This window comes from Burkholderia cepacia GG4 (assembly GCF_000292915.1).
Taxonomy (GTDB): Bacteria; Pseudomonadota; Gammaproteobacteria; order Burkholderiales; family Burkholderiaceae; genus Burkholderia; species Burkholderia cepacia_D.
On the sequence record NC_018514.1, the window covers coordinates 1,431,052 to 1,447,895 of the forward strand.

Below are 16,844 nucleotides of genomic sequence, written 5' to 3' on the forward strand. Positions count from 1 at the left end.
GCCGTCCGAAGTGGGGAAAGGAGCATAGCTTCCTCCGTCGCGCGTCCGTCCGCTTGTGGCTTTTCGATGAGGACGGCGACGAAATCGGCATAGCGCGGAATGCCGTTCGCGGCCCTTCCTGGCACTGTGCCGATTTCGTCATTTTGCTCCGCGATACGGCTCAAGCGTGATGGGTGTTTGCACGGCGATACTGGTTGCACCTCGACGCGCCTGTCGTCGGCCGATACGAAGCAGGAGATTGCAGTGAGCCGAAACGCCATCCAGCGGAGCGGAGTTTTTCCCGCCATCAGCAACCGGTTCGCACCGGGCGCTGCCATCGCCTTCGACGCCGCGCACCGCGCCGAACCGAACCGGGTGAACCGCTGACCGGTTTCCCCCCGGCGATGCAGCGGCTTCCCCCCGTCGTGTCGCCACTTCCGGTCCGGCATGGCCCGCACGGGTCCGTTCGCTGCAACGCCAGCCCGCGCTGCGCATGAACGGTACCCGGCCCGCCCCGGGCGTTCGAACCGGACGCACGCCGGCCGGCAGGTGTGCGCCGCTGCTCCGTCGGAGCGCGGCGCAAGCCACACCTGCCCCGATATTTCCCAGGAGACAAACCCATGCCAGGTCAAGGCAACACACACCCGTCCGTCCCGCTTTCCCGTTCCGTGCCCGCTGACGGCGGTCACGGCAAATTCAAGAAACAGCTGTCGCTGACCGACCTGACGTTCATCGGTCTCGGTGCGATTTTCGGTTCCGGGTGGCTGTTCGCCGCGAGTCACGTGTCGACGATCGCCGGCCCGGCCGGCATCTTCTCGTGGCTGCTCGGCGGCTTCTCGGTGCTGCTGCTCGGCATCGTCTATTGCGAGCTCGGCGCCGCGCTGCCGCGCGCGGGCGGCGTGGTCCGCTACCCGGTGTTCTCGCACGGCCCGCTGCTCGGCTACCTGATGGGCTTCATCACGCTAATCGCGTTCTCGAGCCTGATCGCGATCGAAGTGGTCGCCGCGCGCCAGTACGCGGCCGCCTGGTTCCCCAGCCTGACCAAGGCCGGATCGAGCGACCCGACGACGATCGGCTGGCTCCTGCAGGCCGCGCTGCTGTGCTTCTTCTTTTACCTGAACTATTCGAGCGTGAAGACGTTCGCGAAGGCGAACAACATCATCAGCGTCTTCAAGTTCATCGTGCCGCTGTCGGTGATCGCGGTGCTGTTCACGTTCTTCAAGCCCGCCAATCTGACCGCGCACGGCTTCGCGCCGTTCGGCATGCCGGGCATCGAGATGGCCGTGTCCGCGGGCGGCATCATCTTCGCGTACCTCGGCCTCACGCCGATCGTGTCGGTCGCGAGCGAAGTGCGCAATCCGCAGCGCACGATCCCGATCGCACTGATCCTGTCGATCCTGCTGTCGACGCTGATCTACGTGCTGCTGCAGCTCGCGTTCATCGGCAGCATCCCGACCGACATGCTGGCCGCCGGCTGGCATGACGTCAGCAAGGCATTCTCGCTGCCGTACCGCGACATCGCGCTCGCGCTCGGGGTGGGCTGGCTCGCGGTGATGGTCGTCGCCGACGCGATGATCTCGCCGAGCGGCTGCGGCAACATCTACATGAACGCGACGCCGCGTGTCGTCTACGGCTGGGCGAAGACGGGCACGTTCTTCAAGGTCTTCACGCGCGTCGACGAAGCGTCGGGCATCCCGCGCGCGGGCCTGTGGCTCACGTTCGGCCTCGCGATCTTCTGGACGATGCCGTTCCCGTCGTGGGAGGCACTGATCAACATCGTGTCGGCCGCGCTCGTGCTGAGCTATGCGGTCGCGCCCGTGTCGGTCGCCGCGCTGCGCCGCACCGCGCCCGACCTGCCGCGGCCGTTCCGCGCGGTTGCGTTCGGCATCACCGGCCCCGCGTCGTTCGTGATTGCCGCGCTGATCGTCTACTGGTCGGGCTGGAGCACGGTGTCCTGGCTGCTCGGCCTGCAGATCGTGATGTTCGTGATCTATCTCGCCTGCCGCCGCTGGGTGCCGACCGCGCACCTGAGCCTCGCCGAGCAGGTGCGTTCGTCCGCGTGGCTGATCGCGTTCTACGCGGCCATGATCGTGCTGTCGTATTTCGGCGGCTTCGGCGGCACGGGCCAGCTCGCCCATCCGTACGACACGGTCGTCGTCGCGGCCGTCGCGCTCGTCATCTACTACTGGGGCGCCAACACCGGCATCCGTTCCGACAAGCTGCAGCTCGAAGACGACGAAGGCTGACGCCCCCGTTTTCCCCTTGCCACTCCGGCCGGGCGCACCACGCCCGGCCCCGCATTTTCCGAGGAAGAAACCATGCAACTCACAGGTCAGCTCCTGATCGGCCAGTCGGCCAGCGCCGGACAAAACGGCACCCTTCACGCGATCGCCGCCGCGACCGGCGAACCGCTCGAACCCGCGTTCGGCGGCGCGAGCCTGCACGACCTGGAGACGGCCTGCGCGCTCGCCGACGAAGCATTCGATACGTACCGCGAAACGAGTCCCGAGCAACGCGCCGCGTTTCTCGATGCGATCGGCCGCAACATCATGGCGCTCGGCGACGCTCTCATCGAGCGCTGCGTCACCGAAACCGGCCTGCCGCGCGCACGCGTCGAAGGCGAACGCGGCCGCACGGTCGGCCAGCTTGCACTGTTCGCGTCGCTCGTGCGCGACGGCGGTTACGTCGATGCGCGCATCGACCCGGCACGCCCGGACCGCAAGCCGCTGCCGCGCGTCGACCTGCGGCTGCGCAACGTCGCGATCGGGCCGGTCGCCGTGTTCGGCGCATCGAACTTCCCGCTCGCGTTCTCGGTCGCGGGCGGCGATACCGCATCGGCACTCGCGGCCGGCTGCCCGGTGATCGTCAAGGCGCACTCCGCGCACCCGGGCACGTCCGAGCTCGTCGGCCGCGCGATCCAGCAGGCCGTGCGTGAATGCGGGCTGCCGGCCGGCGTGTTCTCGCTGCTGTTCGACGCGTCGCGCGAAATCGGCCAGGCGCTCGTCGCTGATGCGCGCATCAAGGCCGTCGGCTTCACCGGCTCGCGCCGCGGCGGCGTCGCGCTGATGAACATCGCGGCCGCGCGCCACGAGCCGATTCCGGTCTATGCGGAAATGAGCTCGATCAACCCGGTGCTGCTGTTCCCGGCCGCGCTCGACGCGCGCCACGACACGATCGCGCCGCAGTTCGTCGCCTCGCTCGCGCTCGGCGCCGGCCAGTTCTGCACGAACCCGGGCCTCGTGCTCGCGATCGACGGCCCCGCGCTGCGCGCGTTCGAAGCCGCGGCGGCCACGGCCGTGCGCGCCACCGCCGCCCAGACGATGCTGACGCCGCACATCCACGCGAGCTATGCGCAAGGCGTTGCCGCACTGCGTGCACACGGTGCGGTCGAACTGCTGGCCGAAGGCGTCGAAGGCGGCCGCTACCAGGCGCGCGCGGCGCTGTTCGCGACGTCCGCGGATGCGTTCATCGCGCATCCCGAACTGCGCGACGAAGTGTTCGGCCCCGCGTCGCTGATCGTGCGCTGCCCGGACGCCGACACGCTGCATCGCGTGCTGAAGTCGCTCGAAGGCCAGCTGACGATCGCCGCGCATCTCGCCGACGGCGACGCGACGCTGTTCGCCGCGCTGCGCCCGACGCTGGAGCGCAAGGCCGGCCGCATTCTCGTCAACGGCTTCGGCACCGGTGTCGAGGTCGGTCATGCGATGGTCCACGGCGGCCCGTTCCCGGCCACGTCCGACACGCGCACGACCTCGGTCGGCGCACGCGCGATCGAGCGTTTCCTGCGCCCCGTGTCGTACCAGGACGTGCCGGACGCACTGCTGCCCGACGCGATCCGCAACGGCAACCCGTTGAACGTGCCGCAGCGCATCGACGGCGTGCCCGCGCCGCGGGAAGCGCGCGATGTCTGAGCCGCTCGCCGAAGTCGTCCTGTCGCTCGATGAAGTCCACGCGCTCGCGCTGCGGGTGCTGACGCACCACGGGATGTCCGATGCGCACGCGCAGGCGATCGCCCGCGTGATCACACAGGGCCAGCGCGACGAGTGCCATTCGCACGGCGTGTACCGGTTGCTCGTGTGCGTGCGCTCGCTGAAGCAAGGCAAGGTCGATCCGCAGGCCGTGCCGACGCTGCGCCGGCTGTCGTCGTCGATCGTCGCGGTCGACGCGCATCGCGGCTTCTCGCTGCTGAGCTTCGAAACCGGCCTGCCGGTGCTCGTCGAGATGGCGAAGCAGCACGGGATCGCCGCGATGGCGATCAACCACTGCTACCACTTCTCGGCGCTGTGGCCCGAGGTCGAGGCAATTGCCGCCGAGGGGCTCGTCGGCATCGCGATGAACCCGAGCCACAGCTGGGTCGCGCCGGAAGGCGGTCGCGAGCCGGTGTTCGGCACCAACCCGATCGCGTTCGCGTGGCCGCGCCCGGGCGGCGTGTCGTTCGTGTTCGACTTCGCGACGAGCGCGATCGCGCGCGGCGACATCGAGCTGCACGCGAAACAGGGCAAGGCGATTCCGCCGCACTGGGCGATCGATGCCGACGGTCAGCCCACCACCGATCCGAAGGCCGCGCTGCAGGGCGCGATGCGCACGTTCGGCGGCCACAAGGGCTCGGCGCTCGCGGCGATGGTCGAGCTGCTCGGCGGCGCGCTGATCGGCGACCTGACGAGCCAGGAGTCGATGGACTTCGACGAAGGCGTCGGCGCGACGCCGTGCCATGGCGAACTCGTGATCGCGTTCGATCCGAAGGTGTTCCTCGGCGACGAGCTCGACGCGGGCCTCGCGCGCGGCGAGCGGATGTTCGCGTCGATCACCGGGCAAGGCGCGCGGCTGCCGTCGCAGCGACGCTTCGACGCCCGCGCGCGCAGCATCGCGCACGGCGTGCGGATTCCGAAGGCGCTGTACGACGAAATCCTGACGCTGCTCGACTGACGCGCGATCACCGGACGCGACGTCATCGCCGGCAGGACTGACGATGAAGCCGCCGTCCGGTTCGGCCGGCGAGGTCCTGCGCCCGCCTCCGCTCCCCCGCCCGGCGCACCGCCTGCGCCGCGCGCCCGCTCCCGCGGGCGCCGCACGCCCATCGGCTGTGGGATAATCGCCCAGTTTGCCCAGGGCGCAGCTCAAGAGGTTGTTCGCACGGGCGCGCGAGAGGCCTTTATTCCCGTGCCTCCACCCTTTTCCGCGATATTTCTTCAGCCATCACAATGCCCACATACCGTTCCAAAACCTCCACCGCCGGCCGCAACATGGCAGGTGCGCGCTCGCTGTGGCGCGCCACCGGCATGAAAGACGACGATTTCTCGAAGCCGATCATCGCGGTCGTCAACTCGTTCACGCAGTTCGTGCCCGGGCACGTGCACCTGAAGGATCTCGGCCAGCTCGTCGCGCGCGAGATCGAAGCCGCCGGCGGCGTCGCGAAGGAATTCAACACGATCGCGGTCGACGACGGCATCGCGATGGGCCATGACGGCATGCTCTATTCGCTGCCGAGCCGCGACATCATCGCCGACTCGGTCGAATACATGGTGAACGCGCACTGCGCGGACGCGATGGTCTGCATCTCGAACTGCGACAAGATCACGCCGGGGATGCTGATGGCCGCGATGCGCCTCAACATTCCGGTGATCTTCGTGTCGGGCGGCCCGATGGAAGCCGGCAAGACGCGTCTCGCGAACCCGGTCACCAAGACCGTCGAACTGAAGAAGCTCGACCTCGTCGACGCGATGGTGATCGCGGCCGACCAGTCGTATTCGGATGCCGACGTCGCCGAAGTCGAACGCTCGGCCTGCCCGACCTGCGGTTCGTGCTCGGGCATGTTCACCGCGAACTCGATGAACTGCCTGACCGAAGCGCTCGGCCTGTCGCTGCCCGGCAACGGCACGGTCGTCGCGACCCACGCCGATCGCGAGCAGCTGTTCAAGCGCGCCGGCCGCCGCATCGTCGAGCTGACCCGCCAGCACTACGAACAGGACGACATGCGCGTGCTGCCGCGCTCGGTCGGCTTCAAGGCGTTCGAGAATGCGATGACGCTCGACATCGCGATGGGCGGCTCGACCAACACGATCCTGCACCTGCTGGCGATCGCGCAGGAAGCCGGCATCGACTTCACGATGAAGGACATCGATCGCATGTCGCGCATCGTGCCGCAGCTGTGCAAGGTCGCGCCGAACACGAACAAGTACCACATCGAGGATGTGCACCGCGCCGGCGGCATCATGGCGATCCTCGGCGAACTCGAGCGCGCCGGCAAGCTGCATACCGACGTGCCGACCGTGCACGCGCCGACGCTGAAGGACGCGCTCGAACAGTGGGACATCGTCCGCACCGAAGACGAAGCGGTCCGCCAGTTCTACCTGGCCGGCCCGGCCGGGATCCCGACGCAGGTCGCGTTCAGCCAGGACACGCGCTGGCCGAGCCTCGACCTGGACCGCGCCGAAGGCTGCATCCGCTCGTACGAGCATGCGTTTTCGAAAGAAGGCGGCCTGGCCGTGCTGACCGGCAACATCGCGCTCGACGGCTGTGTGGTGAAGACGGCCGGCGTCGATGAAAGCATCCTCGTGTTCGAAGGCTCGGCCCACGTGACCGAATCGCAGGACGAAGCAGTCGAGAACATCCTGAACGACAAGGTCAAGGCCGGCGACGTGGTGATCGTGCGCTACGAAGGCCCGAAGGGCGGCCCGGGCATGCAGGAAATGCTGTACCCGACGAGCTACATCAAGTCGAAGGGCCTCGGCAAGGCATGCGCGCTGCTGACCGACGGTCGCTTCTCGGGCGGCACGTCGGGCCTCTCGATCGGTCACTGCTCGCCGGAAGCGGCAGCGGGCGGCGCGATCGGCCTCGTGCGCGACGGCGACAAGATCCGCATCGACATCCCGAACCGCACGATCGACGTGCTGGTGTCGGACGACGAACTGGCACGCCGCCGCGAAGAGCAGAACGCGAAGGGCTGGAAGCCGGCGCAACCGCGTCCGCGCAAAGTGTCAGCGGCGCTGAAGGCCTATGCGAAGCTGGTGATGTCGGCCGACAAGGGTGCCGTGCGCGACCTGTCACTGCTCGACGACTGACGCAGCCCCCCCGGCACGCGAAGCCGCTCTCCGGAGCGGCTTTTTTTTCGTCCGGCGCCGGCCGGGGTCGCGGCTGCGCCGTCGTCGCCGTCAGTCAACGGCGGAATTCGTCGTTGCCACCACCCCCGCCACCGCCGCCGCCATGGCTCCCGCCGTGGTCCCCGCCGCCGTTTCCGCCGCCTTGCGGCCGTGCGCCGTAACCGCCGCCGCCCTGATGCATCGGCGGCTCCATCATCCGGGCCGCACCGTTCGGCGCGGGCTGCTGTGGCGCCGGCTGACGGGCATTGCCGACCGCTCCGGGCATCGGCGCGGGTGCGGCCTGCGGCGCCGGCGCGCGGTTCGGGCCGTTCCAGCCACCGCGCGTGGCCGACGGTCGTGCATCATGCTCGGCCGGCGGCGCGCCACCCGGTGCGCGCTGAACCGGCCCGCCCGGCTGCGGATGCCACTGTCCGGGCGGCCTCCCGCCGGGGCCTACCCTTGGCTCCGGACGATGTTCCCAGCGATCGCGATCATGAAACCACGGCCGGTTGCGGTAGTGGCGATCCCAGTAAGCACCGATCGCGAACCCGGTGATCGGCACGCCGATGATCGCGCCGTATTCGAGCATCGGCACGTAATTGCCCTGATACGGATAGTCGAGTTGCTCCGCGTCGATCCAGCCGCGCACGCCCGGCAGCGCAACGTCGCACCACGAGTAGTCGCTCAGGCAGCCGAACACCTCCAGCGCGGTGCCGGGCGGAAGCTGCGCGACGACCGGATAATCGGGTGCCGGCCCGGCAAAGAGCTCGGCGCCCGAGTTCGTGTAAGCGCTGCTCTGCGCGTCGGCGATGCTCGGCACGGCAGCGATGCCGAACAGGACGACGCACAAACTTCGAATGATCGTGTTGCTCATGATGCTCTCCCGCGCGGTGCCGCCGCGCGCCGGTCAATGTCGATGGCCACCGCCCCAATGTCCGCCGCCCCACGGACGGCGCCCCCCGTATCCGCCCCGGTATCCGCCACCCCAATGCCCCCAGAAGCCGAGGCCGATCGTGACGGGCGGCCCGTACCAGCCCGGGTAGTACGCGGGATAGTAGGCCGGGTACGGCACGTAGGCCGGCGCGACGTACACCGGGTCCGGTGCGTAGTAGTCGTCCGCCGGCGGCGGAACGGCCGGCGCGGCGCTTGCCGGTGCAACCGGCGTCTCGCGCTGCGTCACCGTAGCCGGCACGGGTGCGTAATACGGCGCATAGCCGTAAGGGCCCGGGTAGTAATAGCAGCCGCTCAGCGCGAGCACGGCCAGCGCCATGACGGCAGGCTTCGCGGCGGGAATCGGGTTCATTTCATACTCCGCAGGAATCCGCGCATCGCCGCATGGGCGCGCGCCTGACTCTAGCTTACGTCCCCCGCATATTTCCGCGGGTTTGATCGGTTACTTTTTGTTTCCGGCCTCGAAAAGGGTGCCGGATCCGCTGCGGGCATGCCGCGTGCTTGAGCGTTCGCCGCACCGGCGTTGAAGTTGGCGCAAATGCCCTCAACTTGAACCTAGTCAGGCTGGCCGGCGCGGACGGGCGTTCGCGGCCCCCGGCGGCCTGAAACCCGCGGACCTCGGCCCGCTCACACAGGAACGCGGCTCGCGCCGCCACCGACATGACTACGCCACGCCCCACGCTTCGGGCGGACACGCCCCTCGATCCGATCATCCAGCTGCTGGCGCTTGCCGGCGAACAGGGTTATCTGACGCACGCCGACCTCGTCGACGCGCTGCCGCCGGAAAGCGACAGCCCCGACGCGCTGGACGTCGTGCGCGCCGCGCTCGCGGACATCGGCATCGCCGTGCTCGACGAGCCGGCCGCGCCGGCGCCGTTCGCGGGCGCGGCACCGGTCGACGTCGATCGCGACGCGCTCGACGAGGGCCGCGCGCTGCTCGGCGAACTCGCCCGCGGCGCGAGCGCATCGACCGATCCGCTCGCGCTCTACACGCGGCGCATCCAGGCGGTGCCGCTGCTCAAGCGCGAAGACGAAATCGTGCTCGCCCGCGAAATCGAAACGGGCCGCCATCAGATCCTGCATGCGCTCGCCGGCTATCCGGCGGCCGTCGATGCGCTGCTCGCGCGCCATGGCGGAACGGGTGCAACCGGCGCGGCCGACGACGCAGGCGATGACGTCGACGATCGCGAACGCGATACGCCCGTGCCGGTCCGCTACGACACGCTGCAGGATGCGGTCGCGGCCGTGCGCGGCGCATTGCACGCGCAGGGCTGCCGCTCGGCGGACTACCGCGACGCGCGCAATCACCTGGCCGCGCTGCTCGGTTCGCTCGCGTGGGTTGCACCGGCCGTCGACGACGCGACCCGCGTCGCGCGCGCGCTCGCAACCGCGCCGGTCAACGCCGCCGCGGATGCAGCCGCCGGCACCGACGCCGCATGCTTCGACACGGTTGCGCGGCGTGCGCTCGGCGCCGCGCTGAGCGACGGCCAGCAGAAAGTGCATGGCGGCACGCGTGCGATGCTCGAGGCGAACCTGCGGCTCGTGCTGTCGATCGCGCGCAAATACATGAACCGCGGCGTCGACCTGCCCGACCTGGTCCAGGACGGCTGCCTCGGCCTGATGCGCGCGATCGAGAAGTTCGAATACCGGCGCGGCTTCAAGTTCTCGACCTACGCGACCTGGTGGATCCGGCAGGCGGTCACGCGCGCGGTCGCCGACCGCTCGCGCACGATCCGCGTGCCCGTGCACGTCGGCGACCAGTACCAGCGCGTGCAGCGGCATGCATTGCGCTTCCGCCAGCGCACGGGCCGCCGCGCGACGCCGGCCGAACTCGCGGCCGAAACCGGGCTGGCCGAGGACAAGCTGCGTGCGGTGCTCGCGCTGCCTGCCGAGCCGCTGTCGCTCGACACGCCGCTGCCCGACACGGACACCGGCCTCGTCGACCTGATCGAGGATCAGGCTTCGGCGAGCCCGTTCGAGCGTCTGGCAGACACGCGCATGCGTGAATGCGTGACGTCGCTGCTCCGGTCGGTCACGCCGGCCGAGGCCGACGTGCTGCGCCGGCGCTTCGGTCTCGGCGGCACCGAGCCCGATACCTACGACGCGATCGCGCAGGATGCGGGGATGTCGCGCGAACGCGTGCGGCAGATCGAGAAACGCGCGCTCGCCACGCTGCGCACGGCCGCCGAGGCCGAGGGCGCACAGTCGTTCCTCGAAGCATGACCCGTCGCGCGTTCGTGCCGCATCCCGGCACGAACGCGCGCGGCCCGGTTCCCGCATGTACAACGTTTGCCATTGATGCGCATCAAGTTTTGTTCGTCGCTTGCCGCGACAATGTGCTGAAATGAAACGTCGACCGGCGCGTTGCCCGCCGTGTCCATTCCGTTTGCGCTTCCCCGGGTCCCGCACCATGCAGACGACCGTTAGCCAGACGCACGAGGAAAACCGGCAGATCGCGGCCTGCCTGCGCGAAGCCGCGCAGCTGCTTGCCGACCAGGGTGCGAATCCGTACCGGGTGGCCGCCTATCGCACGTCGGCCGACACGATCGAGTCGATCGACGGCGACATCCGCACACGGTTCGACACGGGCGGCGTCGATGCGCTCGGCGCGCTGCCCGAGGTCGGCACGGGCGTCGCGCAGGCGATCGCCGAACTGCTGGTGACCGGGCGCTGGCGCCTCCTCGATCGGCTGCGCGGCGACGCCGAACGCGCGTCCGCGTTCGAAGCCGTGCCGGGCATCGGTCACGCGCTCGCGCTGCGGATCCACGACCAGTTGCATATCGATACGCTCGAGGATCTCGAACGCGCGGCCCGCAGCGGCCAGCTCGAAGCGATTGGAGGCGTCGGCCCGCGTCGCGCGGCCGGCATCCGCGCGGCGCTCGACGACGTGCTGAGCCGGCGCCGACGCTGGCAAGGCCACGCGCGCAATGCTGCCCCCGGCACGGAACCGCCTGTCGAGCTGCTGCTCTACATCGACCGCCTGTACCGCAACAAGGCGGCCGCCGGCATCCTGCCGATGCTCGTGACGCGCCGCCTGAACGCGGACGTCAGCGTGTCGCCGCCCGTGATGCACATGACGAAAGGCGGCTGGCATTTCACCGCGCTGTGTCCGTATCCTATCCGCCCGCAGGAATCCTGCCGCACGGCGGACTGGGTCACGCTCTACTTCTACGATGCGTTGCAATGCGAGCACCAGCGGACCGTCGTCACCGAAACGCTCGGCGCGCTCGTCGGCAAGCGCATCGTGCGCGGCCGCGAGATGGAATGCCGCGTGTATTACGCGGGATGATGCGTTCGGGTCGTTAGGCCGCTGCGGCGCGGCCAGCCAGCGGCGCACGCTCGAGCGGCGTGGCCCGCACGCCGCCTATGCGCCTTCCGTCTTCGTGCGGCGCGCCGGATGCCGGTGCGCCGCGATGCGCAGCAGCTTGCGGAACGACGGACACTCGAGATGGCTCGGCGCCGGGCATGCAGCCGCGTGCCGCAACGCATCGCGCACCGCGCCGAGCCGGCGGATCGTGCGGTCGAGCTCGTCGGCCTTGTCGTCGAGCTTCGCGCGATCGATCGCGGGACGGCCGTCCGCGCCGAACATCGCGAGGATGTCGTCGAGCGAAAACCCGGCCTCGCGGCCGAGCGCGATCAGCGCGAGGCGCTCCAGCACCGCCTCGTCGTATTGACGCCGCAGCCCGTGACGGCCGTTCGGCACGATCAATCCCTTCTCTTCGTAATAGCGCAGCGTCGATGCGGGCAATCCCGAGCGACGCGCGACGTCGGCGATGTCCAGACGGCTCATGCTTGACCTAAAGTGAACTTGAAGTTGCAAGATAGCCGTTCGCATCCTTCGAGACAAGCCCTGACCGCCATGACCCCGCCGATACCGCCCTGCATCCAGACTCGCGCCCCCGCCCCGTTACGCCGCGCCGCCGCGGCCGTTCGCCCCGGAGACGCGCAATGACCTCACTCGACTTTCTGTTGCGCATCGTGCTGATCGGCACGGGCGCGACGCTCATGCTGGACCTGTGGGCGCTGCTGCGGCGCAGGGTATTCGGGATTCCGTCGCTCGACTACGCGCTGGTCGGCCGCTGGCTCGGCCACATGACGCGTGGGCGGTTCCGGCATGCGTCGATCGTCAGCGCATCGGCGGTGCCGGGCGAGCGGTTGCTCGGCTGGGCCGCGCATTACGCGATCGGCATCGCGTTCGCCGCGCTGCCTGTCGCGATTGCGGGAACGGAATGGATCGGCGCGCCGACGCCCGTGCCCGCGCTCGTCGCGGGCCTCGCGAGCGTCGCCGCGCCGTTCTTCGTGATGCAGCCGGCGTTCGGGTTCGGCGTCGCCGCATCGCGTACGCCGCAGCCGGGCGTCGCGCGCCGGCGCAGCATCGTCACGCATCTGGTGTTCGGGGCGGGGCTTTATCTGGCGGCGTTCGCGCTGGCGATGTCGGGCCGCTAGCGCTGCGCATCGACGCTGGCAGCGTCGGGCCCACGGAATCGCGCCGAATCGGGCCGCGGGGTCACCTCGTCGTCGCCACGGCCACTCGGCCGATTCGAGTCGATTCCGCGGCCCGCACCGGTGCCCGCATCATTCGCCACCGCTGTCGATCAGGTTCTGGCGCACGCGCCCGAGCAGGTGCACCAGCATATCGCGCTCGTCGCGCGTGAAGCCCCGCAGCCCGTCGTCGGTGACGGTGTCGCCCACTTCCAGCATCTGCGGAAAGATGTCGCGCGACTTGTCGGTCAGCCGGATCACGAACGCGCGGCGATCGTCGTCATTCGCGATCCGTTCGATCCAGCCGCAGCTTTCCATCCGGTCGAGCAACCGGGTCAGCGAGATCGGCGTGATCTCGAGCCATTCCGCGAGCCGCGCCTGATTCATCTCGCCCTTCCACGTCAGGTACGCGAGCACGCGACTTTGCGCGCGCGTCAGCCCGAGGCGCTTCGCGCGCCGGTCGAACAGGCGTCCTTGCAGGCGGGCTACATCGGAAATCAGGTAGCCGATCCGGTTCTCGTAAGTCTTGTCCATGCGCCGATTATAGGGTCAAGCCGCCATCGGCCCGCCGCTCGACGAGGCAATGAGCACGGATATAATAAGCGTGCTCATAATTCGACGCATACCGGATCGCCGCCCACGGCGACCGCCTCACGGAGACACCCGCTTGAATCCCGCCGCCGACGCCCCCGCCTCGCCGCCCGCCCTCAATCGGCCGATGCTGACCCTGTCGATCATGCTCGCGACGCTGATCCAGACGCTCGACAGCACGATCGCGAACGTCGCGCTGCCGCACATGCAGGGCACGCTGTCCGCGTCGCAGGACGAGATCACCTGGGTGCTGACCTCCTACATCGTCGCCGCGGCGATCGCGACGCCGCTGACCGGCTGGCTGTCCGACCGCCTCAGCATGAAGCGGCTGCTGACGATCTCGATCGCGGGCTTCACGGTCGCGTCCGCGCTGTGCGGGCTGTCCGAGTCGCTCGTGCAGATCGTCGGCGCGCGGCTGCTGCAGGGCGTGTTCGGCGCCGCGCTGGTGCCGCTGTCGCAATCGATCCTGCTCGACATCAACCCGCGCGAGAAGCAGGGCCAGGCGATGGCGATCTGGGGGATGGGCGTGATGGTCGGCCCGATCCTCGGCCCGACGCTCGGCGGCTGGCTGACCGACAGCTACAACTGGCGCTGGGTGTTCTTCATCAACGTGCCGATCGGCGCGTTCGCGCTCGCCGGCGTGCTGACCTTCCTGCCCGCGCGCGCGCCGCGCCCGCACGTGAAATTCGACGCGTTCGGCTTCGCGACGCTGGCACTCGCGATCGGCGCATTCCAGGCGATGCTCGACCGCGGCGAACAGCTCGACTGGTTCGGCTCGTACGAGATCCGCATCGAAGCGCTCGTCGCGGCGCTCAGCTTCGCGTTCTTCCTCGTGCATACGGCGACCGTCGGCAAGGCGTCGTTCTTCAAGTCGGAGCTGCTGCGCGACCCGAACTTCGCGACCGGCACGCTGTTCATCTTCGTCGTCGGCGCGGTGCTGTATGCGACGCGCGCGCTGTTGCCGCCGATGCTGCAGAACCTGATGGGCTATCCCGTCGCGACGACGGGCCTCGTCACCGCGCCGAGCGGCGCGGGCACGATGATCGCGATGCTGTTCGTAGGACGATTGCTGAAATACGTGGATGCGCGGATGCTGTTGCTCGCGGGGCTGGCGATTTCCGCGCTCGCGCTATGGCAGATGATGCAGTACACGATCGTGCTGTCCGAGGCGGACATCGTGTGGCCGGGCGTGGTCCAGGGCTTCGGGCTGGGGCTCGTGTTCGTGCCGCTAAGCGCGCTGTCGTTCTCGACGCTGCAGCCCGAGCTGCGCGCGGACGGCACGGCCACCTACAGCCTGATGCGCAACATCGGCAGCAGCATCGGCATCTCGATCGTGCAGACGCTGATGACGCGCAACACGCAGGTCGCGCATGCCGACCTCGCGACCCACATCACGCCGTTCAACCCGGCCGTGCAGGCGATGGCCGGCAGCCATCTCGACATTGCGCTGCTCGACCGCACGATCAACCAGCAGGCCACGATGATCGCTTACCTGAACGACTTCAAGCTGATGTTCGTCGCGACGCTGCTGATGATCCCGCTGTTGCTGCTGATCCGCCCGCCGCAGAAAACGGCGAGCGTCGACGTCGCGCACGCGGCGCTGGATTGACGACACGACGGGCGCACGCGCGGCGCGCGCCCGTCGCAGGCCGACTCGTCAGGCCTTCATCGTCCCGGTGCGCACGTAGCGTTCGTGCCACGACAGCGCTTCGGCGAGCAGGTGCGGCGTGTGCTTGCCGAAGCTCTCGCGCGACGCGCGCTCGAAGTAATCCTCGAGCATCGGCCGGTAATCGGGGTGCGCGCAGGTCGCGATGACCTTGCGCGCGCGCTGCTTCGGCGACAGGCCGCGCAGGTCGGCGAGACCCTGCTCGGTGACGACCACCGCGACGTCGTGCTCGGTATGGTCGACGTGGCTCGCCATCGGCACGATCCGCGAAATCGCCCCGCCCTTCGCGGTGCTGGCCGACATGAAGCACGACAGGTAGCCGTTGCGCGCGAAGTCGCCCGAGCCGCCGATGCCGTTCTGGATCTTCGTGCCCATCACGTGCGTGGAGTTCACGTTGCCGTAGATGTCGGCCTCGATCATCCCGTTCATCGCGATGCAGCCGAGGCGGCGCACGAGTTCCGGATGGTTGCTGATCTCCTGCGGACGCAGCAGGATCTTCTCGCGGAACGTCGCAATCTCGTCGGCGAAACGCTGCACGGCGGCCGGGCTCAGCGACAGCGCCGTGGCCGACGCGAAGCTCAGCGTGCCGTCGTCGAGCAGGTCGAGCATGCCGTCCTGGATCACTTCGGTGTACGCGGTCAGGTTCGAGAAGCCGGCCGAGCTCAGTTCCGCGAGCACCGCGTTCGTGATGTTGCCAACGCCCGACTGCAGCGGCAGCAGGTTTTCCGGCAGGCGGCCGCGCTTGACTTCGTGGCGCAGGAAGTCGATCAGTTGCAGCGCGATCTGCTTCGACGTGGCGTCCGGCGCGGAGAACGCGTTGCTGCGATCCGGCGCGTCGGTCTCGACGATCGCGACGATCTTGTCGGCCGGGCAGCGCAGGTACGGCTCGCCGATCCGGTCGTCGCTTTTCGTCAGCGGAATCGGCTTGCGGTGCGGCGGCAGCGCGGTGCCGTAATAAACGTCGTGCATCCCGTCGAGGCCGAGCGGCTGGCGCGAGTTGACCTCGAGGATCACGTGCTTCGCCTGCTCGAGCCACGTCTTGTTGTTGCCGATCGACGCGGACGGAATCAGCAGCCCGTCCTCGCGGATGCCCGCGACTTCGACGATCGCGACGTCGAGCTCGCCGTACAGGCCGAACCATGCGTATTGCGCGACGTGACTCAGGTGGACGTCCTGGTAGTCGACTTCGCCGGCGTTGATCTTGTCGCGCAGCGTCGGGTCGGACTGGTACGGCAGGCGCATCGAGATGCCGTTGGTGCGCGCGAGCGCGCCGTCGAGTTCCGGCGCGGTCGACGCACCGGTCAGCACGTTGATCCGGAAGTCTTCGCCGCGCGCGTGGGCCGCGTCGATGTGGGCGGCGAGCGCGGACGGCACGGCCTTCGGGTAGCCCGAGCCGGTGAAGCCGCTCATGGCGACGGTCATGCCGGGACGGATCAGCGCGGCGGCTTCGTCGGCGGTGCGGACGAGCGAACGCAGGGCGGGAGCAAGGATGCGTGAAGAAGACATGGCTGTATATCTGACGCTTTGATCTGTCGTTGACGTCGCGGGGGGTGTCTCCTGAGCGACGAGAAGCCCTTGGGGCCGCGAGGAGCGGCCGGCACCACAGGCACGATCGGAGTATCGCAGAGGCCACCACCGCGAAATGTCCGCTGAATGCAAAAGATACTTGCTGAATGCACGCGTATCGAACGACCGTTCTGTGACAGGCAATGCGTGGTGCCGAGCCGCGCGTGCATCGATCGACGCATCGGTTTTGGCCCCGTTGCGCGAGTCGCAATGTGAACGAACCGAATGCACCCGAAAGGCACGCGAAAGAAAACGGCCGATTTTGCGACCATTAATTACAACCGACTGACAATCAATCGACCGATAGCTTTCCGGATTGAACGCCTGACGACGTGCAATCGAGCGGCGATGGCCGTCGCGTAATCGCCGCGGCCAATTGTCGCCCGACGCCGCTTTTTCAGGCCTGATGCATATCAAGCCGCGCACGTTCGCCGCCGCCGCCCATGCAAGTGCGAATCGCCGCCGAGCGCGCGTCACAGGCCCATCCGTCCTTGACAGTCGCGCCACGCGAACCACACTGGATCAGGTAT

General features: G+C 68.7%; 14 protein-coding genes. 9 read left to right on the top strand and 5 right to left on the bottom strand.

Features of this window, described 5'->3' with window-relative positions:
* Positions 1 to 243: 243 nt before the first annotated feature.
* The 5 genes from GEM_RS32325 to ilvD all read left to right on the top strand — a co-directional run bounded on the left by GEM_RS32325 (position 244) and on the right by ilvD (position 7,040).
* A complete protein-coding gene (locus GEM_RS32325; protein WP_272148450.1) occupies positions 244 to 366 on the top strand; it encodes a hypothetical protein in 123 nt (40 codons plus the stop codon).
* A gap of 233 nt (positions 367 to 599) precedes the next feature.
* Entirely contained in the window at positions 600 to 2,225 is a 1,626-nt protein-coding gene (locus GEM_RS22160; RefSeq protein WP_014899634.1) for an APC family permease, read from the top strand.
* A 72-nt stretch (positions 2,226 to 2,297) separates the two neighbouring features.
* Positions 2,298 to 3,890: an aldehyde dehydrogenase (NADP(+)) gene (locus GEM_RS22165; RefSeq protein WP_014899635.1), complete on the top strand. Its 1,593-nt coding sequence runs from the start codon at positions 2,298 to 2,300 to the stop codon at positions 3,888 to 3,890.
* Entirely contained in the window at positions 3,883 to 4,905 is a 1,023-nt protein-coding gene (locus tag GEM_RS22170) for an Ldh family oxidoreductase (RefSeq protein ID WP_014899636.1), read from the top strand. The genes GEM_RS22165 and GEM_RS22170 overlap by 8 nt, the downstream gene beginning before the upstream one ends.
* A gap of 275 nt (positions 4,906 to 5,180) precedes the next feature.
* Complete coding sequence (ilvD, locus tag GEM_RS22175) at positions 5,181 to 7,040, top strand: dihydroxy-acid dehydratase (RefSeq protein ID WP_041490791.1); 1,860 nt, start codon at positions 5,181 to 5,183, stop codon at positions 7,038 to 7,040.
* Positions 7,041 to 7,134: 94 nt separating this feature from the next.
* Here the strand turns inward: ilvD and GEM_RS22180 are convergent, their stop codons facing one another.
* A complete protein-coding gene (locus GEM_RS22180; RefSeq protein WP_014899638.1) occupies positions 7,135 to 7,932 on the bottom strand; it encodes an SH3 domain-containing protein in 798 nt (265 codons plus the stop codon).
* Positions 7,933 to 7,965: 33 nt separating this feature from the next.
* Positions 7,966 to 8,361 (bottom strand): hypothetical protein, encoded by a 396-nt coding sequence (locus tag GEM_RS22185; protein ID WP_014899639.1) that lies wholly within the window; start codon positions 8,359 to 8,361, stop codon positions 7,966 to 7,968.
* 308 nt (positions 8,362 to 8,669) lie between these two features.
* Here GEM_RS22185 and GEM_RS22190 point away from each other — a divergent pair, with 308 nt between their 5' ends.
* Together GEM_RS22190 and GEM_RS22195 are read left to right on the top strand one after the other, a co-directional pair.
* Entirely contained in the window at positions 8,670 to 10,232 is a 1,563-nt protein-coding gene (locus tag GEM_RS22190) for a sigma-70 family RNA polymerase sigma factor (protein ID WP_014899640.1), read from the top strand.
* Positions 10,233 to 10,419: 187 nt separating this feature from the next.
* Positions 10,420 to 11,298 (top strand): helix-hairpin-helix domain-containing protein, encoded by an 879-nt coding sequence (locus GEM_RS22195; RefSeq protein WP_014899641.1) that lies wholly within the window; start codon positions 10,420 to 10,422, stop codon positions 11,296 to 11,298.
* A 75-nt stretch (positions 11,299 to 11,373) separates the two neighbouring features.
* On the opposite strand, the gene GEM_RS22200 is transcribed toward GEM_RS22195, so the two are convergent.
* A complete protein-coding gene (locus tag GEM_RS22200; RefSeq protein WP_014899642.1) occupies positions 11,374 to 11,799 on the bottom strand; it encodes a helix-turn-helix domain-containing protein in 426 nt (141 codons plus the stop codon).
* Positions 11,800 to 11,957: 158 nt separating this feature from the next.
* On the opposite strand from GEM_RS22200, the gene GEM_RS22205 reads away from it, so the two are divergent.
* On the top strand, positions 11,958 to 12,455 hold the full coding sequence (locus tag GEM_RS22205) for a DUF2938 domain-containing protein (RefSeq protein ID WP_014899643.1): 498 nt from the start codon (positions 11,958 to 11,960) through the stop codon (positions 12,453 to 12,455).
* 129 nt (positions 12,456 to 12,584) lie between these two features.
* Here the strand turns inward: GEM_RS22205 and GEM_RS22210 are convergent, their stop codons facing one another.
* A complete protein-coding gene (locus GEM_RS22210) occupies positions 12,585 to 13,025 on the bottom strand; it encodes a MarR family winged helix-turn-helix transcriptional regulator (protein WP_014899644.1) in 441 nt (146 codons plus the stop codon).
* Positions 13,026 to 13,158: 133 nt separating this feature from the next.
* Between GEM_RS22210 and GEM_RS22215 the strand changes: the two genes are divergently transcribed.
* The gene (locus tag GEM_RS22215) at positions 13,159 to 14,691 is read left to right on the top strand and encodes a DHA2 family efflux MFS transporter permease subunit (protein WP_014899645.1); all 1,533 of its coding nucleotides are present in this window, start codon (positions 13,159 to 13,161) and stop codon (positions 14,689 to 14,691) included.
* A gap of 48 nt (positions 14,692 to 14,739) precedes the next feature.
* On the opposite strand, the gene GEM_RS22220 is transcribed toward GEM_RS22215, so the two are convergent.
* Positions 14,740 to 16,254, bottom strand: a complete 1,515-nt coding sequence (locus tag GEM_RS22220; RefSeq protein WP_014899646.1) for an acetyl-CoA hydrolase/transferase family protein — start codon at positions 16,252 to 16,254, stop codon at positions 14,740 to 14,742.
* Between the last annotated feature and the right edge of the window lie 590 nt (positions 16,255 to 16,844).

What these genes read in the sequence shown, in the direction of transcription:
- GEM_RS22170 (WP_014899636.1), top strand. Translation starts at nt 3,883, where the DNA reads ATGTCTGAGCCGCTCGCCGAAGTCGTCCTGTCGCTCGATGAAGTCCAC.
- GEM_RS22220 (WP_014899646.1), bottom strand. Translation starts at nt 16,254, where the DNA reads ATGTCTTCTTCACGCATCCTTGCTCCCGCCCTGCGTTCGCTCGTCCGC.
- GEM_RS22165 (WP_014899635.1), top strand. Translation starts at nt 2,298, where the DNA reads ATGCAACTCACAGGTCAGCTCCTGATCGGCCAGTCGGCCAGCGCCGGA.
- GEM_RS22160 (WP_014899634.1), top strand. Translation starts at nt 600, where the DNA reads ATGCCAGGTCAAGGCAACACACACCCGTCCGTCCCGCTTTCCCGTTCC.
- GEM_RS22180 (WP_014899638.1), bottom strand. Translation starts at nt 7,932, where the DNA reads ATGAGCAACACGATCATTCGAAGTTTGTGCGTCGTCCTGTTCGGCATC.
- GEM_RS22200 (WP_014899642.1), bottom strand. Translation starts at nt 11,799, where the DNA reads ATGAGCCGTCTGGACATCGCCGACGTCGCGCGTCGCTCGGGATTGCCC.
- GEM_RS22205 (WP_014899643.1), top strand. Translation starts at nt 11,958, where the DNA reads ATGACCTCACTCGACTTTCTGTTGCGCATCGTGCTGATCGGCACGGGC.
- ilvD (WP_041490791.1), top strand. Translation starts at nt 5,181, where the DNA reads ATGCCCACATACCGTTCCAAAACCTCCACCGCCGGCCGCAACATGGCA.
- GEM_RS22185 (WP_014899639.1), bottom strand. Translation starts at nt 8,361, where the DNA reads ATGAACCCGATTCCCGCCGCGAAGCCTGCCGTCATGGCGCTGGCCGTG.
- GEM_RS22195 (WP_014899641.1), top strand. Translation starts at nt 10,420, where the DNA reads ATGCAGACGACCGTTAGCCAGACGCACGAGGAAAACCGGCAGATCGCG.
- GEM_RS22190 (WP_014899640.1), top strand. Translation starts at nt 8,670, where the DNA reads ATGACTACGCCACGCCCCACGCTTCGGGCGGACACGCCCCTCGATCCG.
- GEM_RS22210 (WP_014899644.1), bottom strand. Translation starts at nt 13,025, where the DNA reads ATGGACAAGACTTACGAGAACCGGATCGGCTACCTGATTTCCGATGTA.